At 61.4% G+C, this 23848-nt stretch carries 22 protein-coding genes and 1 riboswitch; of the genes, 16 read left to right on the top strand and 6 right to left on the bottom strand.

The genetic code is table 11. The annotated features are described in order from the left end of the window. Nucleotides 1-127 precede the first annotated feature (127 nt). Both siaC and siaD read left to right on the top strand, forming a co-directional pair. A complete protein-coding gene (siaC, locus tag C515_RS0105495; RefSeq protein ID WP_028454723.1) occupies nucleotides 128-502 on the top strand; it encodes a biofilm regulation phosphoprotein SiaC in 375 nt (124 codons plus the stop codon). Next, entirely contained in the window at nucleotides 499-1293 is a 795-nt protein-coding gene (gene siaD / locus C515_RS0105490; protein ID WP_028454722.1) for a biofilm regulation diguanylate cyclase SiaD, read from the top strand. The genes siaC and siaD overlap by 4 nt, the downstream gene beginning before the upstream one ends. A gap of 10 nt (nucleotides 1294-1303) precedes the next feature. Here the strand turns inward: siaD and C515_RS0105485 are convergent, their stop codons facing one another. From C515_RS0105485 to C515_RS0105475, 3 genes are all read right to left on the bottom strand, one after another. Beyond that, nucleotides 1304-1774, bottom strand: coding sequence for a DMT family transporter (locus tag C515_RS0105485; RefSeq protein WP_028454721.1), 471 nt, complete (start codon nucleotides 1772-1774; stop codon nucleotides 1304-1306). A 764-nt stretch (nucleotides 1775-2538) separates the two neighbouring features. Next, nucleotides 2539-3243: an energy transducer TonB gene (locus tag C515_RS19665; RefSeq protein WP_081686773.1), complete on the bottom strand. Its 705-nt coding sequence runs from the start codon at nucleotides 3241-3243 to the stop codon at nucleotides 2539-2541. 89 nt (nucleotides 3244-3332) lie between these two features. After that, nucleotides 3333-4016 (bottom strand): glutathione S-transferase family protein, encoded by a 684-nt coding sequence (locus tag C515_RS0105475; RefSeq protein WP_211233988.1) that lies wholly within the window; start codon nucleotides 4014-4016, stop codon nucleotides 3333-3335. A gap of 251 nt (nucleotides 4017-4267) precedes the next feature. Here C515_RS0105475 and C515_RS0105470 point away from each other — a divergent pair, with 251 nt between their 5' ends. After that, nucleotides 4268-5344, top strand: a complete 1077-nt coding sequence (locus C515_RS0105470; protein WP_211233987.1) for a calcium:cation antiporter — start codon at nucleotides 4268-4270, stop codon at nucleotides 5342-5344. 31 nt (nucleotides 5345-5375) lie between these two features. Here the strand turns inward: C515_RS0105470 and C515_RS0105465 are convergent, their stop codons facing one another. Next, a complete protein-coding gene (locus C515_RS0105465) occupies nucleotides 5376-6269 on the bottom strand; it encodes a PilZ domain-containing protein (protein WP_158380782.1) in 894 nt (297 codons plus the stop codon). A 299-nt stretch (nucleotides 6270-6568) separates the two neighbouring features. After that, a complete protein-coding gene (locus C515_RS0105460) occupies nucleotides 6569-8551 on the bottom strand; it encodes a peptidase U32 family protein (protein WP_028454717.1) in 1983 nt (660 codons plus the stop codon). A gap of 220 nt (nucleotides 8552-8771) precedes the next feature. Between C515_RS0105460 and C515_RS0105455 the strand changes: the two genes are divergently transcribed. Next, nucleotides 8772-10352: an inorganic phosphate transporter gene (locus C515_RS0105455; RefSeq protein ID WP_028454716.1), complete on the top strand. Its 1581-nt coding sequence runs from the start codon at nucleotides 8772-8774 to the stop codon at nucleotides 10350-10352. Nucleotides 10353-10448: 96 nt separating this feature from the next. Continuing rightward, a complete protein-coding gene (locus tag C515_RS22320; protein WP_051304662.1) occupies nucleotides 10449-10940 on the top strand; it encodes a tetratricopeptide repeat protein in 492 nt (163 codons plus the stop codon). A 114-nt stretch (nucleotides 10941-11054) separates the two neighbouring features. Here the strand turns inward: C515_RS22320 and thiC are convergent, their stop codons facing one another. Beyond that, nucleotides 11055-12917, bottom strand: a complete 1863-nt coding sequence (gene thiC, locus C515_RS0105445; RefSeq protein WP_505621202.1) for a phosphomethylpyrimidine synthase ThiC — start codon at nucleotides 12915-12917, stop codon at nucleotides 11055-11057. Nucleotides 12918-13017: 100 nt separating this feature from the next. After that, nucleotides 13018-13132: riboswitch (TPP riboswitch) on the bottom strand. A 91-nt stretch (nucleotides 13133-13223) separates the two neighbouring features. On the opposite strand from thiC, the gene C515_RS0105440 reads away from it, so the two are divergent. From C515_RS0105440 to C515_RS0105390, 11 genes are all read left to right on the top strand, one after another. After that, complete coding sequence (locus tag C515_RS0105440) at nucleotides 13224-13871, top strand: protein-L-isoaspartate O-methyltransferase family protein (RefSeq protein ID WP_028454714.1); 648 nt, start codon at nucleotides 13224-13226, stop codon at nucleotides 13869-13871. Nucleotides 13872-14057: 186 nt separating this feature from the next. Continuing rightward, nucleotides 14058-15170, top strand: coding sequence for an MraY family glycosyltransferase (locus tag C515_RS0105435; protein WP_028454713.1), 1113 nt, complete (start codon nucleotides 14058-14060; stop codon nucleotides 15168-15170). A 25-nt stretch (nucleotides 15171-15195) separates the two neighbouring features. Continuing rightward, entirely contained in the window at nucleotides 15196-16254 is a 1059-nt protein-coding gene (gene rfbB, locus C515_RS0105430) for a dTDP-glucose 4,6-dehydratase (protein ID WP_028454712.1), read from the top strand. 3 nt (nucleotides 16255-16257) lie between these two features. Then, complete coding sequence (gene rfbD / locus C515_RS0105425) at nucleotides 16258-17160, top strand: dTDP-4-dehydrorhamnose reductase (protein ID WP_028454711.1); 903 nt, start codon at nucleotides 16258-16260, stop codon at nucleotides 17158-17160. A 19-nt stretch (nucleotides 17161-17179) separates the two neighbouring features. Continuing rightward, on the top strand, nucleotides 17180-18061 hold the full coding sequence (gene rfbA / locus C515_RS0105420; RefSeq protein WP_028454710.1) for a glucose-1-phosphate thymidylyltransferase RfbA: 882 nt from the start codon (nucleotides 17180-17182) through the stop codon (nucleotides 18059-18061). 187 nt (nucleotides 18062-18248) lie between these two features. Further along, nucleotides 18249-18797, top strand: coding sequence for a dTDP-4-dehydrorhamnose 3,5-epimerase (gene rfbC, locus C515_RS0105415; protein ID WP_028454709.1), 549 nt, complete (start codon nucleotides 18249-18251; stop codon nucleotides 18795-18797). Between the two features lie 13 nt (nucleotides 18798-18810). Beyond that, nucleotides 18811-20241: a mannose-1-phosphate guanylyltransferase/mannose-6-phosphate isomerase gene (locus tag C515_RS0105410; protein ID WP_028454708.1), complete on the top strand. Its 1431-nt coding sequence runs from the start codon at nucleotides 18811-18813 to the stop codon at nucleotides 20239-20241. A 12-nt stretch (nucleotides 20242-20253) separates the two neighbouring features. Then, nucleotides 20254-21636, top strand: a complete 1383-nt coding sequence (locus tag C515_RS0105405; protein ID WP_144290358.1) for a phosphohexomutase domain-containing protein — start codon at nucleotides 20254-20256, stop codon at nucleotides 21634-21636. Further along, nucleotides 21636-22751, top strand: a complete 1116-nt coding sequence (locus C515_RS19655) for a glycosyltransferase family 4 protein (protein ID WP_028454706.1) — start codon at nucleotides 21636-21638, stop codon at nucleotides 22749-22751. Before C515_RS0105405 ends, C515_RS19655 begins: the two co-directional genes overlap by 1 nt. A 1-nt stretch (nucleotide 22752) precedes the next feature. Continuing rightward, nucleotides 22753-23073, top strand: a complete 321-nt coding sequence (locus C515_RS23480; protein ID WP_144290357.1) for a VanZ family protein — start codon at nucleotides 22753-22755, stop codon at nucleotides 23071-23073. After that, nucleotides 23060-23848, top strand: coding sequence for an ABC transporter permease (locus C515_RS0105390; protein WP_028454704.1), 789 nt, complete (start codon nucleotides 23060-23062; stop codon nucleotides 23846-23848). The genes C515_RS23480 and C515_RS0105390 overlap by 14 nt, the downstream gene beginning before the upstream one ends.

Below are 23848 nucleotides of genomic sequence, written 5' to 3'. Positions count from 1 at the left end.
GCCGGCGCGGAAGACGTGATTGTGATGTGATTGAAAACCGATCGAATGCTGTGGCTGCTTCGACTTGGCCAGCTCCGGGCCTGACCCGGCGCCAGCCGAGCGACTCGACAGCGTGTTAGGAACCGACATGCAAGACTTGAATATCGCCGCCTCGACCTCCTCGCCCTCGATCCAGACCGACTGGAGCGCCGGGATGGTGCGCCTCGGCGGCGACTCCTACCCGGAAAATGCCTTTGAACTCTTCCGCCCGCTGCTGGACTGGGTCGGTGCCTACCTCGGTAGTGACCATGGCCCGCTGCAGCTGGAATTGCGGCTGCTCTACCTCAATACCAGCTCGATCCGCATCATGATGGACGTGCTTGATCAGCTGGAGGCGGCGCACGGGCAGGGGCGCGCGGTGTCGCTGCGCTGGTTCTATGACAGCCGCAATGCCCGTGTCGCCGATCTGGCCGAGGAGTTCCGCGAGGATTGCAGCTTCCCCTTCGAGATCGTCGCCGAATGAGCACGCAGCCTGATTCCAGGGAAGGCCTGGAGCGCGACGTCGAAGCCGCGCTGGCCGATCCCGCCACCTCCGCGCCCGTGCTGCAGGCGCTGCTGGGCGGGCTGTACGACGGCTACCGCGAACGCGGTGCGATGATGGCGCGGCTGATGCGCATTGCCGACCAGTATCAGCTGGCCGAGCGGGAGCGGGGGCAGACCTTTGCCCAGCGCTACGAGCGCCAGCTGCGCCAGCTGGAAAAGATCGTGCGCATCAGCGACCAGTACCAGCACATGCTGCGCGAGCTGAACAATGAATTGCAGCGCACGGCCTCGCACGACCTGCTCACCGGCCTCTACAACCGCCGCTATCTGTTCGACCGCCTGACTGCCGAGCAGGCCAAGGCCGCGCGCGGCCAGGACAGCTTTGCCGTGGCCATGGCCGACATCGATTTCTTCAAGCAGATCAACGACCGTTTTGGCCACGATGTCGGCGATGCCGCACTGTGCCATGTCGCCAGCGTCATGGCCGGCCCCCTGCGCGAATACGATCTGTGCGGGCGCTGGGGCGGCGAGGAATTCCTGCTGCTGTTTCCCGGTGGCGACATGGCGGCCGCCGAGCGCGCCATCGTGCGCATCCGCGAGCAATTGCGGGCCGAACCCTTTGTGCACGATGGCGAATCGTGCACGCTGACCCTGAGCTTTGGCTGCACGGCGTACCGGGAAGGCGAAACCATCACCGAAACGCTCAAGCGCGTGGACGAGGCGCTCTACCGCGCCAAATCCACCGGCCGGGACAGGCTGGAGCGGGTGTAAGCGGGTAGGCTTACCTGCCCGCTGGCCCGAAGCGGTCGCCGAAATTCACCAGCACCACGCCGATCACCACCAGCACCGCGCCCAGCAGGCGCCAGCTGTTGATGTCACGCAAGGGCATGCCCAGCAGTCCGAAGCGGTCAAACAGCAGCGAGGCCACGACCTGGCCGGCGATGATCAGCGAGAGCATGACCGCCACGCCGATTTTCGGCGCCAGCAGCGTGGTGCCGAACACGAACAGCGCCCCCAGCACACCGCCGAGCAGCATCCACCATTCGGCACGCGGCAGATTGGCCAGACCCTGCCATTTCTGCCCGGTCGCCAGCGCCACCAGCGCCAGCGTCAGCCCGCCCACCACGAAGGACACCAGTGCCGCCAGCACGGTGCTGCCGCCGATGACATGCTTGAGCTGATTGTTGATCGCAGCCTGCAGCGGCACGACCAGGCCTATCGTCAGGGCGAGCAGGGGATAGAGGGGATTCATGGCAACTCCTCGTGAGCGGACTGGCAGTGTACGCAGATTGGCCGTGCAGGCAAATGCCGGTTTGCCATCGGCCAGCGCCGCCGCGCGAAGCCCAGCCTGAAAACCGGTGGCTAGATTTGCTCGCACCGGGTTGGCAAGGCTTCTCAGCAAAAGCCGAATCAACCACAGAGACACAGAGAGCTCAGAGGAAGCAAAACCCTGAGGTGTTCCCATGACGTGTTCTTGCTTTTCTCTGTGCTCTCTGTGTCCCTGTGGTTCAGCAGATTCTTGTGGCTTGCTCAGAAGGTTCTCCACGCAGGAGCCCGCATGCGCTTTCCGGCCTTGCCGGAACATCCGGGCACCGCTGTGCATCACTCTCATGGTTACATAATTGGGTATGTCGCTGTAGCCAATTAAAGATAATGGCTACAGCGATATACCTGTTTACTGATCCTGATTATGTCCATCCTTTAGGACGCTTGAGCAACAAAGCCGCTGGTTAGTACGCTCTGCCCTGAAAGCCGCTGAGAAGCGCAGGTTTCCCCGCAGGGGGAGGATCAGGCGCGGGACGTGTCTGAGGGCGCAGCCCGAGTTGTCCCGCGTCCCCGGAAAAACGAGCATCGCAAGGTACCCCGCGTAGCGGGGCGGCTGGCCGGGCGTGCCTTGGGGGTGTCGGGGGGTTTGGCAAGACAAGCCCCCTGACGTGCCGCCGGGCACCCCCGGCATGGAAATACCGCGCCGCAGGCGCTGAAAACCTTGCTTCCTGAAGGAAAGACATAATCAGGTTACTGATTGAGCCGGAAAGTGATCGGCACCAGCACCTGGTCGGCCACCGGGCTGTCGCCGCGGCGCGCCGGTTCGAAACGCCACTGGCGCACCGCCGCCAGGGCGGCGGCATCCAGGCGCGGGGAGCCGCTGCTGCGCTCGACGGCAAGGCTGTCCACCATGCCGGCGGCGCTGACGCTGACGCGCAGCAGCACCTGGCCTTCTTCGTTGCGACGCCGTGCCGCATCGGGATACTGGGCCTGGGGATTGTCCAGTCTGGCGCCCTGAAAGCGGGCTGGCGTGAAGGCGGCGGCCTTGCCGGCTGTGGCCGCCGCCTCGCCAGTCAGGGCCGGTGTGTCGGCGTTGATCGGGCGGCTGGTCGGCGCCTCGGCGTCAGTGCGCAGCTCGCTGCTGGCGGCCTGCTGCGTCATCACGGGGTCTGGCAGCGCTGCCCTGCCCAGCTCTGGCGTGGCCTGGCGCGCGGGTGTGGCGGCCCGGCCGACCTGACCGGGCGTCGCACGCGGCCTGGTGGCCGCGGGGGCGGCGGCAGCGGGAGGCTGGGGGGCGGCCGGTGCGGACAACGCGATGCGCAGCGGCATACTGGCGGCGGGCGGCCGTGACGGCGCCGGCAAGGGCAGCCCGGCCAGCAGCAGGTGCAGGGCCAGGCTGCACAGCAGGATCAGCACAAGGCGCCGGGCGGGGCGCTGGTTCCGGGGGGCGGGCATGTCGGTGCAGCAGGGGCAAGAGTGACGGGGGCCGCCGTGCGCAGCCTCAGGGAGATGCCGGGATTCTACCCGCGCTGCTGCCTTGCTGCTCAGCTCGCCGTGCGCAGGCGGCGATCGGGCGTGCGATAGGGTTCGTCAGCGGCGACGAAATCGTCTTCGCGGCAGGCTTCCTCGCACCATTGCTGCAGCGCGGGCAAGGCCAGCAGGCTGTCGACATAGGCTTGCGCCGCCGCCGGCAACGCCACGGCGTGGCTGGTGAGCCGCAATGCCACCGGGGCGAAGAAGGCGTCGACCGCACCGAATGTCCCGCACAGAAAGGGGCCGGCATCGCCAAAGCGGCTGCGGCAATCCGTCCAGGCGGCCACCAGCCGGTCAATGTCGCGCTGCACCGCTTCGGTCATGCCAAGGCCGGGCAGGCTGGCTTCCACATTCATCGGCATGGCGGTGCGCAGCGCGCCAAAGCCGCTGTGCATCTCGGCGCACAGGCAGCGCGCCAGCGCGCGTGCTTGCGGGTCTTCGGGCCAGACGCCGGCGTCGGGAAAGTGCTCGGCCAGGTATTCGGCGATGGCCAGCGTATCCCACACCGCCTGGCCGTGGTCGATCAGCACCGGCACCTTGCCGGCCGGGGAGTATTGCAGCACCTGCAGCCGGAAATCCGGGTCATTGAAGGAGAGGCGGATTTCCTCGAACGGAATGTCCAGTACCCGCAGCAGGAGCCAGCTGCGCAAGGACCAAGACGAGTAGTTCTTGTTGCCAATCAGCAGTTGCAGCATGGGACAGGCTCCGGAAGTGGCGGGAGTCGTCATCATAGTCAGATTTTTGTCAGAGAGTAAGCGGATGGATACATGGTGGTGTATTCTCATAAAGCCTTTTATCGGCAATAGTTCTAGTCGTATACCCATTGATAGGTGTGGGTGCCGCATGCCGCTACCGGTCGCCACGCCTGGTAAATAGGTCAACTTGCGCCGCACTGGCGCCGGCGGGCTTGTTACCATGAGGGCCAGACGAAACCTGGAGGATGCCGATGCTGAACCGCTTGCCCCACTGGACCGTCGTGCTGCCGCTGGCCGGCTGCGCGACCCTGCTGCTGTCGCCCTGGCTGCCCGTTGCCGCACCCATGGTGCTGCTGGTCGCGCTGATTCTGGCCGGCACGGTCTTTGCTGCCGTGCATCACGCCGAGGTCGTCGCCCATCGCGTCGGTGAACCACTGGGCACGCTGGTGCTGGCGCTGGCCGTGACGGTAATCGAAGTCGCGCTCATCATCTCGATGATGGTGGGCGGCGGCCCCGACAAGGCTGCGCTGGCGCGCGACACGGTGTTTTCCGCCATCATGATCGTCTGCAACGGCATCGTCGGCATCTGCCTTTTGCTGGGTGGCCTGCGTCATCATGTGCAGGGCTTCCAGCTGCAAGGCGCAAACGCTGCGCTGGGGGTGCTGATTCCGCTGGCCGTGCTGACGCTGGTGCTGCCCAATTTCATGAGCAGCGAGGCCGGCCCGGCGCTGGGCGCCAGCCAGCTGGCTTTTACCGGACTGGTGTCGCTGACTTTTTATGGCGTGTTCGTGTTCGTGCAGACGATACGCCATCGCGATTATTTCCTGGTGCCAGGCAGCCATGACGAGGACGAGCATGCGCCGCCTCCCGGCAATCGCGCTGCGGCCGTCAGTGCGCTGCTGTTGCTGCTGGCGCTGGTGGCGGTGGTCGGGCTGGCCAAGCTGCTGTCGCCGACGATAGAGCGTGCCGTTGCTGCGGCCGGAGCGCCGGCTGCCGTGGTGGGGGTCATCATTGCTGCATTGGTGCTGATGCCCGAAGGGCTGGCCGCCGCCCGCGCCGCGCGGGCCGATCGCCTGCAGACCAGCCTGAATCTGGCGCTGGGCTCGGCGCTGGCGTCGATCGGCCTGACCATCCCCGCCCTGGCCGCCATTTATGTCACGCTCGGTCAGCCGCTGGTGCTGGGGCTTGGCACGCGCGATATCGTGTTGCTGGTGCTCACGCTGTTCGTCAGCACGATGACACTGGCCACCGGGCGCACCACGGTGCTGCAGGGCATGGTGCACCTCTTGCTGTTTGCCGTGTTCCTGTTCCTCTCGGTCGTGCCCTGAGTCGGCCGATCTGCCAGCCGGGCTGCTGGGATTAGAGGCGATCGGCCGCCAGCAGGTGGCGCTGCAGGAAGCGGCGGATGGCCTTCAGGTCGTCCTGGCGCGGATGGATGAATTCGATGCCATGCAGCACGACATCCTCGGAGGGCAGGCCGCTGTGTTCGTTGCGGATGATGCCCTTGAGCGTCAGCGAGGCATGGCCGCGCTCGGCCGCCAGCGCAAACCGCAGACGGATTTCGCTGCCCGGGTGGCCCAGCTGCGTGTGGTATTGCAGCAGGGCGCCGGTTTCCGACAGGTTCAGCATCAGCGCGCTGCGGCGGATGTCGCCGGCGCGCTCGACCAGCACCGGCTGGTGCACCGGCATGCGCGGACACAGGCGATCCTGCTGCAGCGTGACGGTGGCCGGCCAGCCCAGATGCAGGTGCCAGTAGGGTTGCAGGTTGACATGAGTGACCGGGCTGTCAAACAGCAGGACGTCCTGACCCACGGCAACGCGGACGCGCAGCAGTTCACCGGCCTGCAGTTTCAGGCGAATGGTCTCCGGGTGTTCGCCGGTGACCGGGACAACCAGCAGATCGGTGCCGGGCAGTTTGCCGATCAGGTGCGCTGGCACGGGGCCGGTGCGTTCGTCGCGGCGCGGGGTCAGAAACAGCGTGGCGCCCATGTTCAGCGGAAATTCGTCAAGCGAGACATGCGTCTTGATCGGGCTGGCCGGATGCACTTCCAGCTCGTCGATCAGCTCCAGATCGGCGATGCGGCAAAGCCCGATGGCCTGGATGCGCTGCAGCAGCGGGTGCTCAGCGATGCGCTGGCCTTTCTGTGCCAGCACCTTGCCATACGGGTCGCGCACTTCCACCGGCAGCGGTTCATTCATCACCAGCAGGCCGGGCGGCAGGGCGATCCACATCGGGGACTGAATTCCGGCCATGATCATCATCCAGGCGGCAAAAACGCACCTTCTTTATGGCAGATGCCGCAGTAAGCTGCGCCGGTGGATGGCTTACTGGCGGAAGCGGGCTGACACGTGGCGGCGCCGCAGGCGCAGGCCGCTCCTTACCCGTGTCGCGCCCTCGCCATGCTCGCCAAGACAGGGTTAGTGTGGTTGCTGATCAATACGGTGATATGTATTGCCTTGTGGTCATTTAAATGGAATGGCTATGGCTCTATACCCTGACATGATTGCCGGTCTGCGTCAGTGCCGAGCCGGCTGGCTGATCGGCCAAGCCCTTATTTGATGCTCGCGGGTTTTTCGCGGAAGAAGGTGATGGGCTGCGGCGTGGCCGGGATGATGCTGGGCGGTGCCGATTTGAAGATGTGCGGCTTCATCTTGCCCATCACGTGCATCTCGCACGGTTTGCAGTCGAATTTCAGCGTGTAGGTTTCGTTGCCGGTTTTCAGCGTCATCGGCTCGGCCCTGATCTGGCCCTTCACGCCGATGATGCCCTTGCCCTGCTTGGGACACAGGTTGTACGAGAAACGCAGGCAATGCTTGGTGATCATCAGGCTCACTTCGCCGGCTTCCTCGTGCGCTTCGTAGGCGGCGTCGATCAGCGCCACGCCGTGCTTGTGGTAGAACTCACGCGCCTTGTGGTTGTAGACGTTCGCCAGATACGACAGCGAGGTTTCCGGGTAGGGTACCGGCGGCTCGACAGCGGCCTTGCGGGTCGGGCGCTGCCAGCCGGCAATGCGCGTGGCTTCGAGCTGTTCGATCACCTCGCGGCGCAGCGCGTTGATCTGGCTGGCCGGCACGAACCACGGCTGGCTGAGCGACAGCTGCACATCGACGGCATTGAAGATTGTGTTGCCGAGCTTGGCGACATTGTCGCGCAGGCCGGCCATTGCCTTATCCGCGTTCTGTGCCGGCTCCAGCGCCAGCTCCAGCGTGCTGGAGGCGCTAAAGCCGTCCTCGTCCGTCGCGGTCAGCGTCAGTGCATGGTGCGAATCGGCGAGGGTCAGCCAGACATCGATCTTGCGCTCGGACGACTTCTTGGTCAGAGCCAGCTCCCAAGCGTGGTCGCGGTTGCGGTGGATGGTGATGCCGGGTTTCAGGCCTTCGAGTTCGCTCATCGCCTCGTTGGGGAACACGCGCCAGGTATTGGCCGCCTTGTTGATCAGCTCGACGGTATTGGCCTGCAGGCCCACCACTTCGCGCTTCTTCATGTAATTGAGCCCGTCGCCGTTGGCGAGTGCTTCAAGGGCTTCCAGCTCGAAGTATTTCGGTGTCACGCGCGTGACGGTGCCCAGCTCCGTGCCGACGAATTTCGGCGAATCGAAGGCGCCGATGTCGATCTTGCGGCCGGTAGCAAAATAGTCCGTGTGTCCGCGGTGGAAATTCTTGTCGACGTCCGGCGTGAAGAAGATGTCGGTCCTGCCGCTGGAGGCGCGCGCCAGTTCGGGCCGGCGGTTGAGGATCTCGTCGAGCAGCAGGCGGTAGTGCGCCGTGATGTTCTTCACGTAGCCCATGTCCTTGTAGCGGCCCTCGATCTTCAGCGAGCGCACGCCGGCATCCAGCAGCGCTTCCAGGTTCGCGCTCTGGTCGTTGTCCTTCATCGACAAGAGGTGCTTGTCGAAGGCCACCACGCCGCCATTCTGATCGGTGAGCGTGTAGGGCAGGCGACAGGCCTGCGAGCAGTCGCCACGGTTGGCGCTGCGGCCGTTGTCGGCGTGGCTGATGTAGCACTGGCCGGAAAACGCCACGCACAGCGCGCCATGGATGAAGTATTCGATGGTCGCGCGGTCCGCACAGGCATCCGAAATCTCGCGGATCTGCGGGATGGTCAGCTCGCGCGCCAGCACGATCTGCGAAAAGCCCGAATCGGCGAGAAACACCGCCTTGTCCTTGCCGCGGATATCGCACTGCGTGCTGGCGTGCAGCTCGATCGGCGGCAGGTCGAGCTCCAGCAAGCCCATGTCCTGGATGATCAGTGCGTCAACGCCGGCGTCGTACAACTGCCACACCAGTTCGCGCGCGGGCTCCAGCTCGCTGTCGTGCAGGATGGTGTTGAGCGTCGTGAAGATGCGCGCGTGGTAGCGCCGCGCGAACTGCACCAGCTCGGCGATCTCGCCGACGGTGTTCACCGCATTGTGGCGGGCGCCGAAGCTCGGGCCGCCGATATACACCGCATCCGCGCCATGCAGAATGGCTTCGCGGCCGATTTCGATGTTCTTGGCGGGGGCGAGCAGTTCGATCTGGTGGGGCAACAGCGACATGGGGCTTCCGGGGTTGATGCGGCAAGGGGCGGAAGTATATAGCAATCAGCGGCTTATGCGCATTCCGGTGCGCTCGCTGGCGACAGGCGCCGGCCGGCGCGATGGGTGGCAGCGTGGAGCCAGCACTGCGTGTCACAAGTGTGTAATATTGCGGGCTTTCGCGCCTGTTCATCCGGCAGAGCCCAAGCCATTTCCCACATTTCTCAATGACCTGCAATCAATGAACCACCTGCAAATCGACAAGCTGCACAGTGCAGCCAAATCCGGGCATGCCGAGCTCATCCGTCTCGGCATCGCGCTGCTGTTCATCGTCGGCATCATTTTCTACACCGCGCTGCGCGGCACGCCGCCCAATCTGATGCTGATCGTCGCCGCTGTCATCGGCGCCTATATGGCGATGAACATCGGCGCCAATGACGTGGCGAACAATGTGGGCCCGGCCGTCGGCTCCGGGGCGCTGACCATGGGCGGGGCGCTGATCATCGCCGCGATCTTCGAGGCCGCCGGCGCGCTGATCGCGGGCGGCGAGGTGGTGACGACCATCCGCAGCGGCATCATCGACCCCGCGCAGATTCCCGATCTGCAATCCTTTGTCTGGATCATGATGGCGGCGCTGCTGGCCGGCGCCCTGTGGCTGAATGTGGCCACCGCCGTCGGTGCGCCCGTGTCGACCACACACTCGATTGTCGGCGCGGTGCTGGGGGCCGGTGTGGCTGCTGGCGGCATGCAGATCGCCGATTGGGGGCAGGTGGGCACGATTGCCGCCAGCTGGGTGATTTCGCCGCTGCTGGGCGGCATTTTTGCCGCGCTGTTTCTCTACCTGATCAAGCGCACGATCACCTACAAGCAGGACATGGTGCGTGCCGCCAGCAGCATGGTGCCGCTGCTGGTCGGGCTCATGGCCTGGACATTCACGACCTATCTGATTCTCAAGGGGCTCAACAAGGTCTGGAAGGTCGATTTCCTGCCCGCCGTGCTCTATGGCCTCATCGTCGGCGTGGCCGTCGTGCTGATACTGCGCCCCCTGCTGAAAGCCCGGCTCGGCCAGATCAGCAATACCAAGCAGAGCGTGAACAATCTGTTCACCATTCCGCTGATTTTTGCCGCCGCCCTGCTGAGCTTTGCGCACGGTGCCAATGACGTTGCCAATGCCATCGGCCCGCTGGCGGCCATTCACGATGCACTGATGAGCGCCGGCGGCGAATTGCACGCCAAGGCGGCCATTCCGCTGTGGGTGATGATGATCGGCGCGCTGGGCATCTCGATCGGGCTGGCGCTGTATGGCCCGAAGGTGATCCGCACCGTGGGTAGCGAAATCACTGAGCTCGACAAGATGCGCGCCTTCTGCATCGCGCTGGCCGCGACCATCACCGTGATCGTCGCCAGCCAGCTAGGCCTGCCGGTCAGCTCCACCCACATTGCCGTGGGGGGCGTATTCGGCGTCGGTTTCCTGCGCGAGTACCTGAAGGCCAATCACGCGCGCACCATCGACGAGATCAAGGCCCACCATCCCGAAGATGACCAGGCTGCCATCGATGCCTTCATGGGGCGCTTCGAAAAGGCCAGCATCCAGGAAAAGGGCATTCTGCTCGCCGAACTCAAGGAGCAGGCGCGCAAGCAGCTCGATCCGGCGCATTTCTCCAAGATGGAGCGCAAGAACCTGAAAAAGGTCTATCGCCAGGAGCTGGTCAAGCGCTCGCAGATCATGAAGATTGCCGCAGCCTGGGTGATTACCGTGCCCGCCTCCGCCCTGATGGCGGCGATGATCTATTTCATGCTGCGCGGCATGCTGCTGAGCTGAGCGCCCGACCATTCATCGCAGCGCTCGCCCTGCGCCCCTGCCGCAAGCCGGCGGCAACGCCGTAGACTGGAGCAGGACCACGGACGGGAGACGGCGATGAGGCGTTACGGACATGTGCTGGTGGCCGGGCTGCTGGCGGGCCTGGCGGCGCTGGCCCAGGCGGCTGGCGGTGGTGGTGGCGGGCCGGCCAGCGGATCGCGGCCGGATGCTGCGACAGCGGTCCAGGAGCGCCAGCTGCAGGCCGCGCTGACGGCTCAGGATTGGCCGGTAGCGCTGGCGCTGCTGGCCGACTTGCGGCGCCAGCAACCCGAGAATGCCGACTGGTGGAACTGGACGGGCTACGCCGAGCGCAAGCGCGGCAATCTTGATGCCGCATTTCCGGCGTATTACGAGGCGCTGCGCCTGAATCCCGCTCACCTTGGCGCGCACGAATACCTGGGCGAGGCTTATCTCCAGGCTGGCCAGCGCGAACTGGCCGAAGAGCAGCTGAACGAACTTGGCCGTCTGTGCGGCGAATGCAGGGAACAGCAGGAGCTGGCCGCAGCCCTGCGCCACGATACCCCGCGACCGCCGGAGGCTGCTCAGTAATTAGTAATTTTGCAGGGTATTGCCTTGTAGCCCTTCCTGGTAATGGGTTGTGGTTGCATACCCATGAAAAAAGCCGCAGCATCCGCTGCGGCTTTTTTCATGTTGCGTGCTGGCTCAGGCCTTGTCGTACAGCTTGGCGCCGCCCTGCACGAATTCGATGGCCTTGGCTTCCATGCCCTTAGCCAGTGCTTCCTCGTTGGCTTCCAGGCCCTGCTTTTCGGCGAACTCGCGCACGTCCTGCGTGATCTTCATCGAGCAGAAGTGCGGGCCGCACATCGAGCAGAAGTGGGCAACCTTGGCGCTTTCCTTCGGCAGCGTTTCGTCGTGGAAGGAGCGCGCACGATCCGGGTCGAGGCCAAGGTTGAACTGGTCTTCCCAGCGGAACTCGAAGCGCGCCTTCGACAATGCGTTGTCGCGGATCTGCGCGCCCGGGTGGCCCTTGGCCAGATCGGCGGCGTGAGCGGCCAGCTTGTAGGTGATGATGCCTTCCTTCACGTCATCCTTGTTCGGCAGGCCCAAGTGCTCCTTCGGGGTCACGTAACACAGCATCGCGCAGCCATACCAGCCAATCTGTGCCGCGCCAATGGCGGAGGTGATGTGGTCGTAGCCCGGTGCGATGTCGGTGGTCAGCGGGCCAAGGGTGTAGAACGGCGCTTCGTGGCACCACTCCAGCTCCTTGTCCATGTTTTCCTTGATCAACTGCATCGGCACATGGCCCGGGCCTTCGATCATGACCTGTACGTCGTGCTTCCAGGCGATCTGGGTCAGCTCGCCCAGTGTCTTCAGTTCACCCAGTTGCGCTTCATCGTTGGCATCCCAAACGCTGCCGGGGCGCAGGCCGTCACCCAGCGAAAAGGCCACGTCGTACTGCTTCATGATCTCGCAGATTTCTTCGAAGTGGGTGTAGAGGAAGTTTTCCTTGTGATGCGCCAGGCACCACTTGGCCATGATCGAGCCGCCGCGCGACACAATGCCGGTCATGCGGTTGGCGGTCATCGGTACGTAGCGCAGCAAGACGCCGGCGTGGATGGTGAAGTAGTCGACGCCCTGCTCGGCCTGCTCGATCAGCGTGTCCTTGAAGATTTCCCAGGTCAGGTCCTCGGCCTTGCCGTTGACCTTTTCCAGTGCCTGGTAGATCGGCACGGTGCCGATCGGTACCGGCGAATTGCGCAGAATCCATTCGCGCGTTTCGTGGATGTTCTTGCCGGTCGACAGATCCATGATGGTGTCGGCGCCCCAGCGGATGCCCCAGGTCATCTTGTCGACTTCTTCGGTGATCGACGAGGTGACCGCCGAATTGCCGATATTGCCGTTGATCTTCACCAGGAAGTTGCGGCCGATGATCATCGGCTCGGATTCCGGGTGGTTGATGTTGTTCGGGATGATGGCGCGGCCGGCGGCGATTTCGTCGCGGACGAATTCCGGCGTGATCTTCTCCGGGATATTGGCGCCGAAGTTCTGGCCCGGATGCTGGCGCAGCATCATCTTGGCCATCTTCTCGCCCTTGGCGCCCAGCTTCTCAAGGCTTTCGATGTACTTTTCACGCTGCAGGTTTTCGCGGATCGCGACGTATTCCATTTCCGGCGTGACGATGCCTTTGCGGGCATAGTGCATCTGCGAAACATTCATGCCGGGCTTGGCTCGGCGCGGCTTGCGCTGCAGGTCGAAACGCAGATGGTCGAGGCTGGCGTCGGCCTCGCGCATGCGGCCGTATTCACTGGTCAGGCCGTCGAGGATTTCGGTGTCGTTGCGCTCTTCGATCCACGCGGCGCGAATGGCTTCGAGTCCCTTGCGGACGTCGATTTTGGCATTCGGATCGGTGTAAGGGCCCGAACAGTCATACACATAGATCGGCGGGTTCTGCTCGCCGCCGAACATGGTCGGGGTGTCGTCCTGGCTGATTTCGCGCATCGGGACGCGGATGTCGGCGCGCGAGCCTTCGACATAGACCTTGCGGGAATTGGGCAGCGGCTGGATGGCCGCTTCGTCGACCTGCGCGGTCTCGGCACGGAATTCGGTGGGCTTGTTCATGACTACTCTCCAGTGGTCTTGTTCGGCCCGGCACAGAGGGAGTAGCAGACGATGCAACTCGCTTCCCTACGCCGGTATTAACCGGATCAGGTTCCAAGGGTGATTCTCATCCGGAGGGCCGTGTCGAATCAGACACGGGGCCGGAACCCCTAGCGATTGATGTGTGTAGAGCTTAAAGACTTATGGGATAATTGCAAGTTATATGGCCGCAGGCCGACTGATATCTACGCAAGCTTTGAGGTTGAGCAAAAAATGGATTGGGACCACGCCCGCTACCTGATGGTAGAGCAACAGATTCGTACCTGGAACGTGACCGACATGCAGGTGCTGCAGCGTTTCCTGGACGTTAAGCGCGAGGACTTCGTGCCGGCTGACAAGAAAGAACTGGCCCTGGCCGATATCGAGCTGCCGCTGGGCGATGGAGTCTTCATGCTGGCCCCGAAGATCGAGGCGAAGTTCCTGCAGGAAAGCGCCATCAAGCCGACGGATCGCGTGCTGGTGATCGGCGCCACGACCGGTTATCTGGTCGCCCTGGCGGCAGGTCTGGCCAGTCAGGTGTATGGCGTGGAGGCGCGGGGCGAGCTGGTCGAGTTTGCCAATGCCGCACTGAAAAATGCCGGCATCAAGAATGCCCAGGTCGTCCAGGGCGATGCTGGCGCAGCGCTTGCCGGGCAGGCGCCGTTCGACCTGATCCTGGTGTGCGCGTCAGCCCCCGCCTTGCCGCAAGCCTATATCGATCAGCTGGCCGAGCAAGGCCGCCTGATCATGGTGGTGGGCGAACAACCGGTGATGACAGCTAGGCTGGTCACCCGGTCTGCAGGCGGCGCAGTACAGGAACGCGGCCTGTTTGAATACAATTTGCCTGCCTTTGCCGCACAGCGCGCCATTTTTGCGTTCTGAGGCTTGGCTAATGGCCTTGCCGCCTTGGGCGATTTGAGCTGTTTCAGGAGCGCACCCGTAAGGGGGCGCTCTTTGCTATTGCGGAAGGGGCGGGACGGGTGAGCTGGCACGGCGCTGTTCGGACAAACATTGCATGCTTGGGCTAAAATCTGGGCTTTGGTGAAAAGCTTTCGCGCTAGTGAGATAATGATTTACTTTTCGCTTTCTTTTTTTGCAAGCTTTTTGCTCTGTTTGGGCATCGTCCGCTATACCCACACGCATGCGCATTTGATTGGCGACAATGATTTCAGCGGTGCGCAGAAATTTCACGCCTATCCGGTACCAAGGGTTGGTGGGATCGCGGTATTGCTTGCGCTGATCGTGACGGTACCGGCTGTCTGGTTTTTCGAGCGGCCCGAGACTGCGCTGCCACTCTGGCTGCTGTTGCTGAGCGTATTGCCGGTATTTGCAGGAGGGCTGGCGGAAGACATCCTGAAGCAGGGCCTGATCAGGCTCAGGCTCCTGGCCATGCTGTGCAGTTGCTCCCTGTTTGTCGCCATGCTCGGCTGGCTGGTCTTGCGTACGGAAATCGGGCTGCTGGATGGCTTGCTCGCCCATCGCTGGCTTGCCGTCGGCGTTACGATTGCCGCAGTCATGGGGGTCATCAATGCCTTCAATCTGATTGATGGCTACAACGGCCTGTCTGCCGCAGTGGCGATGATCATGCTCAGCTCCCTGGCCTATGTTGCCTTCAAGGTTGAAGACCGCGCCATCATGGTTGCGGCCTTGTCGCTGATTGGTGCCTGCCTTGGCTTCATGATGTGGAACTGGCCGCGTGGTCTCATTTTCATGGGGGATGGCGGTGCCTATACGATAGGCTTTGCATTGGCGACTCTGGCCATTGCGATCGTGTTCCGCAACCCCCAGGTTTCGCCCTGGTATGCTTGTGTGCTGCTGCTGTACCCGATTGTGGAAACTGTCTTCACGATCCAGCGCCGCTTGCACCGCAAAGCCAATCCCGGCATGCCGGATGCGGCGCATCTCCATCAGCTGATCTACAAGCGCATGATGCGCTGGGCCGTTGGTAGCAGTTGTCCGGCCGAACGTACGATGCGCAACAGCATGACTTCGCCTTACCTCTGGTTTTTTGCCTCGCTTTCCGTGGTGCCTGCCACCCTGATGTGGCATTCGACGCTTGCCTTGCAGTTGACGGCGTGCGTGTTTGTGGTCGGCTATATCTGGCTATACCGGAGCATCGCCCGGTTTCGTTCGCCCAAGTGGTTGGTGTATCGCAAGGTTTCTGCTTTGGACAAAAGCTGATTGCCTCTGATTCGAGGAGGTCCCCATGATTCTGGTTACCGGTGGCGCCGGTTTTATCGGCGCCAATTTTGTTCTGGACTGGCTGGCGGGCAATGAAGAGCCGGTCGTCAACCTGGACAAGCTCACTTACGCGGGCAATCTCGATACCCTCAAGTCGCTGGCGGACGATGCCCGCCATGTGTTCGTGCGCGGCGATATTGGTGATCGCGAACTGGTGAGTCGCTTGCTGGCCGAGCATCAGCCGCGCGCCGTCATCAATTTTGCCGCCGAATCGCATGTCGACCGCTCGATTCATGGTCCCGATGATTTCATCCAGACCAATGTCGTCGGCACCTTCAACCTGCTGGAAAGCGTGCGCGCTTACTGGACCGGGCTGCCTGGCGGGGAAAAGGCCGCTTTCCGTTTCCTGCATGTTTCCACCGATGAGGTGTACGGCACGCTGGCAGCGACGGACCTGCCGTTTGCGGAAACCCACCCCTACGAGCCGAACAGCCCGTATTCGGCATCGAAAGCCGCAAGCGATCATCTGGTGCGTGCCTGGCACCATACCTATGGTCTGCCGGTGCTGACCACCAACTGCTCGAACAACTACGGTCCCTACCATTTCCCCGAGAAGCTGATTCCGCTGGTCATCCTCAATGCGCTGGCCGGCAAGACCTTGCCAGTGTATGGCGATGGTCAGCAGATCCGCGACTGGCTGTATGTGAAAGACCACTGTGCCGCCATCCGCCGCGTGCTGGCAGCCGGCAAGCCTGGCGAGACCTACAATGTCGGCGGCTGGAACGAGAAAGCCAATCTGGATGTCGTCAACACCATCTGCGCGCTGCTCGACGAATTGCAGCCGCGCGCCGATGGCCAGTCCTACGCCACGCAGATCAGCTTTGTCGCCGACCGTCCTGGCCATGATCGCCGCTATGCGATCGACGCGCGCAAGCTGGAGAGCGAACTGGGCTGGAAGCCGGCCGAGACCTTCGAATCCGGCATCCGCAAGACCGTCGCTTGGTATCTCGCCAATCAGGACTGGGTGCAGAACGTCACCTCCGGCGCCTACCGCGAGTGGCTCTCCACCCAGTACGGAGTGTGAGCGATGACCTTTCCGAAAATTCTGCTGACCGGGGCCGCCGGCCAGGTCGGCTTCGAGTTGCAGCGCACCCTTGGCGTTCTTGGCGAAGTGATAGCCATTGACCGCACCGAGTGTGATCTGGCCGATGCAGCGGCCATCCGCCAGCTGCTGGATGCCGTGCAGCCCGACCTGATCGTGAATCCCGCTGCCTACACCGCCGTGGACAAAGCGGAAGGCGAGCCGGAGTTGGCGCAGGCCATCAATGCCGATGTGCCCGCGGTCTTTGCCAACTGGGCGGCTGCGCACGATGTGCTGCTGGTGCATTACTCCACCGACTATGTGTTTGATGGCCGCAAGGCGGGCTGGTATGGCGAGGACGCACAGCCCAATCCGCAGTCGGTGTACGGCAAGACCAAGCTGGCCGGCGAAGAGGCTATCCGCGCCAGCGGCTGTCGCCACCTCATTTTGCGCACCAGCTGGGTGTTTGGCGCGCATGGTGGCAACTTCCTGAAAACCATGCTGCGCTTGATGCAGGAGCGCGAGGCGCTGAACGTGGTCGCCGACCAGATCGGCGCGCCGACCTCGGCAGCCTTGCTGGCGGACTGCACGGCGCAGATCCTGGCCCGCTACCTGCAGGCCGGCCAGCCGGCCGGTTTCCCTTTCGGTACCTACCATCTGGTGGCGGCAGGTGAAACGAGTTGGCATGGGTATGCGCTGGAAACCCATCGCCTTGCTGGGTTGCATGGCTATACCCTTAGGTGTGATGGTGAGGCCATCCGGCCGATCCCCACCAGCGCCTATCCCTCGCCAGCGCCGCGACCAGCCAATTCGCGGCTGGCCACCGACAAGCTGCAAAGCACATTCAATCTGCGCCTGCCGCCGTGGCAGGATGGCGTCCGGCAGGTGATGACCTTGCTGGCCCGCTGATTTCAGGAAGACAGACACCATGACCAAGCGCAAGGGCATCATCCTCGCCGGTGGCTCCGGCACCCGGCTCTATCCGGCCACGATTGCCGTCAGCAAGCAACTGCTGCCGATCTACGACAAGCCGATGATCTACTACCCGCTGACCACGCTGATGCTGGCCGGCATCCGCGAGATCCTCATCATCTCCACCCCGCAGGACACACCGCGCTTCGAGCAGCTGCTGGGGGATGGCAGCCAGTGGGGCATTACTCTTGAATACGCTGTACAGCCCAGTCCGGATGGCATTGCGCAGGCCTTCATCATCGCCGAGGAGTTCATTGGTGGTGATCAGGTAGCTCTGGTCTTGGGGGACAATATTTTCTATGGCCATGACTTTGCCGGTTTGCTGCAGACGGCTGCCGGCGAGAAGGGAGCCAGCGTGTTTGCCTATCATGTGAACGATCCGGAGCGTTACGGGGTTGTGGCGTTTGATCAGGCGGGGAATGCTCTATCCATTGAGGAGAAGCCGCTGCAGCCGAAATCCAACTATGCAGTCACCGGCCTGTATTTTTATGACAACGATGTGGTCAGCATCGCCAGGAGCATCAAGCCTTCGGCGCGTGGCGAGCTGGAAATCACCGACGTGAACGGTGAATACCTGCGGCGTGGTCTGCTTCATGTCAAGACAATGGGGCGTGGTTATGCCTGGCTGGATACCGGCACGCACGAATCGATGCTCGAGGCCAGTCTGTTCATCCAGACCATCGAGCAGCGGCAGGGTCTGAAAGTGGCCTGTCCGGAAGAAGTCGCCTATCGGCAGCAATGGATTGGTGTTGCGCAACTGGAGGCACTGGCCCAGCCGCTGAAGAAAACCGGGTATGGGCAATATCTACTGCAACTGGCAAAAGATCCTTGCGCCTGAAAGTCGCCTGTTTGCTTCCGGCCATTGCCGAGGATAGTGCACTTTCCTGTGCCTGTGATGGCCGCCCAGTCTTGCATTCCCTGCCGCAATGAGCATGGATTGCCTGAGTGCGACTGTTCTGGCATTCATGCCTGCTTGGTGAGTTTTACCGTTCAGGCCCCTTCCATTTTCCTTATTGCGATCCAGCATGCATGTGATAGACACTCCTCTTCCCGGATTGAAAGTTATTGAGCCCAAGGCGTTTGGTGACGAGCGCGGTTTTTTTTTCGAAAGCTTCAATCGTGCGTCCTTTGCGAGGATGCTGGGGCGCGACATTGATTTTGTGCAGGACAATCATTCCAGTTCCCGGCATGGCGTGTTGCGGGGACTGCACTATCAGCGTCCCCCTAATGCCCAGGCCAAACTTGTACGCTGTACGGCGGGAGCGGTTTTTGATGTGGCTGTTGACATGCGCCGCTCGTCAAGTGCCTTCGGGCGCTGGTTCGGTCTTGAGCTGAGTGCCGAAAATCGCAAGCAGTTATGGATTCCGGAAGGATTCGCACATGGTTTTCTGGTTACCGGCGAACAGGCTGAAGTGCAGTACAAGACCAGCGCTTACTGGAGTCCACAGGACGAGGAAATTCTGCTATGGTGTGACCCCTTTGTCGGGGTACGCTGGCCGGATGGCCTAACGCCGATCTTGTCCGAAAAAGATGCAAAGGGCCGCCGTTTCGATGATGCCCATCATTTTCCCTGATTGAGATGCAAGCATGACCATTACCCCTGTCATTCTGTGTGGCGGTTCCGGCACACGGATGTGGCCACTTTCGCGTGGTGGTTACCCCAAGCAGTTCCTCGCGCTGTATGGGCATGAAAGTCTTCTGCAGCAAACGGCCACAAGACTGTCCGGCCTGTCTGAGGCCGGTGCGCCTCTGCTGATCAGCAATGCGGAGCAGCGTTTTCTGGTGGCCGAACAATTGCGCGAGGCTGGCATCAAGGATGCACGCATTATTCTGGAGCCCGTCGGTCGCAATACGGCCCCCGCCGTGGCTGCCGCTGCGATTGTTGCCCTGCAAGGCAACCCCGAGGCAATGCTGCTGGTTCTGCCCTCGGATCACGTCATCCAGCACAAGGCTGTTTTTGCTGAACTGGTGCAACAGGCCGCGCAGGTGGCCGCAGCAGGAAAGCTGGTGACATTCGGCATCAAGCCAGAGTCGCCCCATACCGGGTATGGTTATATCCGCCGTGGCAATGAGTGCCGGATTGGTACGGCCAAGGGCGTGTATGACGTCGCCGAATTTGTGGAAAAGCCCGATGCCCAGCGAGCCGCGCTCTTTCTGGCCAGTGGTGATTACTACTGGAACAGCGGCATGTTCCTGTTCCGTGCCGATGCGTATTTGCGTGAGCTGGGACAATTTCAGCCGGCGATGCTCGAGCAGGTGAGGTCGGCGATTGCCGCAGGCAAATCCGATCAGGATTTTTTCCGCCTCGACGCCGAGTACTTTTCCGAGTGTCCGGCAGACTCCATCGATTATGCGGTAATGGAGCACACGAAAGAGGCTGCGGTCATTGCTGCTGCGGGTTTGGGCTGGAACGATATCGGTTCATGGACCGCGCTGGCCGAGGTCAGCGAGCCGGATGCCGAAGGCAACCACTTGCTCGGCGATGTGCTGGTTGACGATGTCTCCGACTGCTACATCCGCAGCGAGAATCGCATGATTGCGGCACTGGGGGTGCGTGACCTCGTGATCGTTGAGACCGCTGACGCCATTCTGGTCGCCCACAAGGACAAAGCGCAGGATGTGAAGAAAATCGTCGAGCGCTTGAATCAAGCGGGCCGCAGCGAATCCGTGACGCATCGTCGCGTATTTCGGCCATGGGGCTGGTATGAAGGGCTTGATGCCTGTGACCGTTTTCAGGTCAAGCGCATCATGGTCAGCCCGGGTCGTTCGCTCAGCCTGCAGATGCACCATCACAGGGCGGAGCACTGGGTCGTCGTCAAGGGCACGGCTGTGGTTGTCAATGGCGACAAAGAGCTCCTGCTGAGCGAAAACCAGTCCACGTACATTCCTTTGGGTATTACGCATCGCCTGGTGAATCCGGGCAAGATTCCGCTTGAAATCATCGAAGTGCAATCCGGCAGCTACCTCGGAGAAGATGACATTGTGCGATTTGACGATAACTATGGTCGGGTAGACTGAACGGGGATGGTCATGAATCAGCAACTGACATGTTTCAAGGCCTATGACATTCGCGGCCAGTTGGGGAGCGAATTGAATGAGGAGATTGCCTACCGTATCGGCCGTGCGTATGGCGAGTTCCTGCAGCCTCGCCGTGTTGTCGTGGGCGGCGATGTGCGTGAGACTTCGGCCGCACTGAAAATGGCGCTGGCAAATGGCCTGATGGATTCCGGCGCTGATGTCATCGATATCGGCATGACGGGTACCGAAGAAATTTACTTTGCCGCATTTCACCTGGATGTCGATGGCGGCATTGAGGTCACTGCCAGTCACAACCCGCTGGACTACAACGGCATGAAGCTGGTGAAGCGCGGCGCGCAACCGATTAGTGGCGACTCAGGTTTGCGCGAGATTCAACGGCTTGCCGAAGCCAACGAGTTTGCGGCACCTGGCCGACGCGGCTCACTCAGCGAACTCACCGTACTCGCGGATTACGTCCGGCATCTGCTGGCGTATATCGAGCCTACCCGCCTGAAGCCTCTGAAGCTGGTGGTCAATGCCGGCAATGGCGCAGCCGGCCATGTCATTGACGCCATCGAGCAAGAGTTTGCCGCCCTTGGCGTGCCGGTGAGCTTCATCAAGATTCACCATGAGCCCGATGCGCGTTTCCCCAATGGCATCCCCAATCCCTTGTTGCCGGAAAATCGCGCCGATACGGCCGAGGCTGTAAAGGCGCATGGTGCGGATATGGGCATCGCATGGGATGGCGATTTCGACCGCTGCTTCCTGTTTGATGAGAAGGGTGAGTTTATTGAGGGGTATTACATTGTAGGCCTTCTGGCTAAAGCGTTTCTGGCAAATACCCCTGGTGAAAAAATCATTCATGATCCTCGGCTTACCTGGAATACCATCGCAATGGTGCAGGAGGCTGGCGGCGTTCCTGTGCAGAGCAAGACGGGCCATGCCTTCATCAAGGAGCGGATGCGCAAGGAGGATGCCGTCTACGGGGGGGAAATGAGTGCTCATCACTATTTCCGCGACTTCGCCTACTGTGACAGCGGCATGATTCCGTGGCTGCTGGTAGCCGAGCTGATGAGTACCTCAGGGCAAGCCCTGTCCGCCCTTGTGGCTGAACGTATTGCCGCTTTTCCTTCCTCCGGTGAAATCAACCGCAAGGTCAGCGATGTCAAGGCAACGATTGCCCGGGTTCGCGCTGCCTTTGATGAGTCTGCTTGCGCGGTCGATGAAACCGATGGCATCAGCATGGAGTTTGCCAACTGGCGATTCAATCTGCGGGGCTCGAATACCGAGCCGGTATTGCGCCTGAATGTCGAAAGTCGCGGGGATGAAGCGCTGATGCGTGCACAAACCGCAATGCTCCTTGCCCTCATTGATCAGAACAGTGCAGTGTCTTGATGCACATTATTTTCTCGGCGAATTGCATCAGTCATCCCCTGACCGGGATCGGGCGTTATGCGGCGGAACTGGCTGCGAACTTGCCTGCTCAGCCGGATGTGGCAAGTCTGGAGTTCCTCCGGGGCGGCAAGCGCGTCAGTAGTGCCGAGCCTCCCGCCATGGAGAACCAGGCGCGGGCTCTTGCTGCACGACTGGGCCCTCTGCGCAGTGTGGCACGGCAGGCCAAGTTCTGGCTCGACCGTATGCGCGCCGAGCGCTTGCCAGCAGATGCAATTCTGCACGAGCCCAATTACATTCCAAGTCAGCTGCATGGCCGTACGGTCATCACGGTGCACGATCTTTCACATCTGCGGCATCCGGAATGGCACCCGGCCGAGCGCGTGCGCTTTCTCAACAGGTATCTGCGGCCCGCTCTTGAGCGCGCAGCCGGAATTGCCGTCGTTTCGGAGTTCACCCGGCGAGAGCTGCTGGACTGGCAGCCAGGCCTGGAATCGCGCGTGCGTGTCACGCCGAACGGGGTTGATCTCGTGCGTTATCAGCCCTCGGCGGCAGATCCGGCCGCCTTGCGGTCCCTCGGGCTGGCTGATACGCCATATATCCTGTATGTCGGCACGATAGAGCCGCGCAAGCGCGTTGTTGATGTTCTGGATGCCTGGGCGCGATTGCCCAGTGCGCTCAAGGAAGGTCGCCGTCTGGTTGTCGCTGGCAAATTGGGGTGGCTCAGTGACGAACTCTTGCCAAGGCTGAGTGCTGACGACGGCGTGCTGTGGTTGCGCTATGTCGATGAGGCGGCTCTGCCCGCGCTTCTGCAGGGCGCCCAGATGCTGGTTTACCCTTCCAGCTATGAAGGTTTTGGCCTGCCAGTGCTTGAAGCCATGGCGGTCGGAACCCCCGTCATTACCACTGCAAATTCGGCCATGAGCGAAGTGGGGCATGATTGCGTGCTGACCTGTCAGGCTGGGGCCGTCGAAGAACTGAGCGATGTGATCTGCAAATTGCTGGAGAGCCCCGAGTTGGGGCTGGCACTGTCCAAAGCGGCGCTGTTGCGTGCCAGTACTTATACCTGGCAGGCCTGCGCGCACGAGACTGTCGAGCTTTACAAGACGGTCTCGTAAGGTGACTTATCTTCTTGCCCTGCTGGCAATGCTGCTCCTTGCCTTGATTGCTTTTGGCTCGTTTGTCGATGTGACCGACAGGTTGCCAATTCGCAATGACAAGCTGCTGCATGCCATGGCTTATGGGACATTATCGCTGCTATTGCTCCAGGTTCTGCCCTGGTGGCAGGCTGCGCTGTTTCCAATGCTGGCAGGGATTCTGATTGAGTGGTTGCAGCCGCGGTTCGGGCGTCGTTGCTGTTATTGGGATGTTTTGGCCAATGGCGTCGGCATCCTGTTGGCCTGCGGTATTAACTTCATGGTGTTGTATGGGATTGCTTGAACGTTTGTGGGGCGCGCGCTGGTTGTTCCAGGCCTTGGTCAGTCGTGAATTGAAGGCCAGATACAGTGGCTCCATGCTGGGCTGGTTATGGCTTTTTCTGCCTGCAATTGTATTGATTTTTACTTACAGCGTAATTTTTGCTGATTTGATGAAATCCCGCTTGCCCGGTGTACAAACCACATATGGTTATACCGTCTATCTTACCAGCGGCATGGTAATGTGGCAGTTCATGTCCGAGCTGATTCTGCGCGGAAAACAGTACCTTGTGGACAATGCCAATCTGCTGAAAAAAAACGGTGTTTCAAAAATCATACCGCTTCTTGCTGTTGCAGCAGTTGCTGCATTTAATGCCTCTGTGATGGCTTTGATATTTTGGGGTTTCTTGCTGCTGATTGGTGAGTTCAACTTACTGATTGTTCCAGTGTATTTCCTGCAGCTGGTGGTTGCTGCTGGCTGGATTTTTCCTCTTGCTGGAATATTGGCCTTGCTGAATGCCAATGTACGCGATGTTGGACAGTTCGTCGATTCTGCAATGCAGATCCTTTTCTGGGCAACGCCTATTGTCTATTCAGTTGCGATTGTTCCCGCTTCAATCCGGGAAATTTTTCAGCTTAACCCATTCTTGTGGCTGATCGAGCCCGGCAGGGCTGTGCTTCTTGGTCATGAAATTCCTTGGTTTGCATTTGTAAAGGCCTTGCTGCTTGGCATCATTCTTTTTGCCATCTTTGTGCCATTCTATCGCCGAAATATCCAGAAAGTCATGGATGAGCTGTAA

Source organism: Chitinilyticum litopenaei DSM 21440 (assembly GCF_000428145.1).
Classification (GTDB): Bacteria; Pseudomonadota; Gammaproteobacteria; order Burkholderiales; family Chitinibacteraceae; genus Chitinilyticum; species Chitinilyticum litopenaei.
Note: the sequence above shows the minus strand (reverse complement) of the source record. Positions and strands in the feature narration are given on the sequence as shown.

Excerpts from the sequence above, each read along its gene's own strand:
- rfbB (WP_028454712.1), top strand. The coding sequence starts at position 15,196 with ATGATTCTGGTTACCGGTGGCGCCGGTTTTATCGGCGCCAATTTTGTT.
- C515_RS0105465 (WP_158380782.1), bottom strand. The coding sequence starts at position 6,269 with ATGGCCGGAATTCAGTCCCCGATGTGGATCGCCCTGCCGCCCGGCCTG.
- rfbC (WP_028454709.1), top strand. The coding sequence starts at position 18,249 with ATGCATGTGATAGACACTCCTCTTCCCGGATTGAAAGTTATTGAGCCC.
- siaC (WP_028454723.1), top strand. The coding sequence starts at position 128 with ATGCAAGACTTGAATATCGCCGCCTCGACCTCCTCGCCCTCGATCCAG.
- C515_RS0105470 (WP_211233987.1), top strand. The coding sequence starts at position 4,268 with ATGCTGAACCGCTTGCCCCACTGGACCGTCGTGCTGCCGCTGGCCGGC.
- rfbA (WP_028454710.1), top strand. The coding sequence starts at position 17,180 with ATGACCAAGCGCAAGGGCATCATCCTCGCCGGTGGCTCCGGCACCCGG.
- C515_RS0105455 (WP_028454716.1), top strand. The coding sequence starts at position 8,772 with ATGAACCACCTGCAAATCGACAAGCTGCACAGTGCAGCCAAATCCGGG.
- C515_RS22320 (WP_051304662.1), top strand. The coding sequence starts at position 10,449 with ATGAGGCGTTACGGACATGTGCTGGTGGCCGGGCTGCTGGCGGGCCTG.
- C515_RS0105475 (WP_211233988.1), bottom strand. The coding sequence starts at position 4,016 with ATGCTGCAACTGCTGATTGGCAACAAGAACTACTCGTCTTGGTCCTTG.
- C515_RS0105405 (WP_144290358.1), top strand. The coding sequence starts at position 20,254 with ATGAATCAGCAACTGACATGTTTCAAGGCCTATGACATTCGCGGCCAG.
- siaD (WP_028454722.1), top strand. The coding sequence starts at position 499 with ATGAGCACGCAGCCTGATTCCAGGGAAGGCCTGGAGCGCGACGTCGAA.
- C515_RS0105390 (WP_028454704.1), top strand. The coding sequence starts at position 23,060 with ATGGGATTGCTTGAACGTTTGTGGGGCGCGCGCTGGTTGTTCCAGGCC.
- C515_RS19655 (WP_028454706.1), top strand. The coding sequence starts at position 21,636 with ATGCACATTATTTTCTCGGCGAATTGCATCAGTCATCCCCTGACCGGG.
- C515_RS19665 (WP_081686773.1), bottom strand. The coding sequence starts at position 3,243 with ATGCCCGCCCCCCGGAACCAGCGCCCCGCCCGGCGCCTTGTGCTGATC.
- C515_RS0105440 (WP_028454714.1), top strand. The coding sequence starts at position 13,224 with ATGGATTGGGACCACGCCCGCTACCTGATGGTAGAGCAACAGATTCGT.
- rfbD (WP_028454711.1), top strand. The coding sequence starts at position 16,258 with ATGACCTTTCCGAAAATTCTGCTGACCGGGGCCGCCGGCCAGGTCGGC.
- C515_RS0105485 (WP_028454721.1), bottom strand. The coding sequence starts at position 1,774 with ATGAATCCCCTCTATCCCCTGCTCGCCCTGACGATAGGCCTGGTCGTG.
- C515_RS0105410 (WP_028454708.1), top strand. The coding sequence starts at position 18,811 with ATGACCATTACCCCTGTCATTCTGTGTGGCGGTTCCGGCACACGGATG.
- C515_RS0105460 (WP_028454717.1), bottom strand. The coding sequence starts at position 8,551 with ATGTCGCTGTTGCCCCACCAGATCGAACTGCTCGCCCCCGCCAAGAAC.
- C515_RS0105435 (WP_028454713.1), top strand. The coding sequence starts at position 14,058 with ATGATTTACTTTTCGCTTTCTTTTTTTGCAAGCTTTTTGCTCTGTTTG.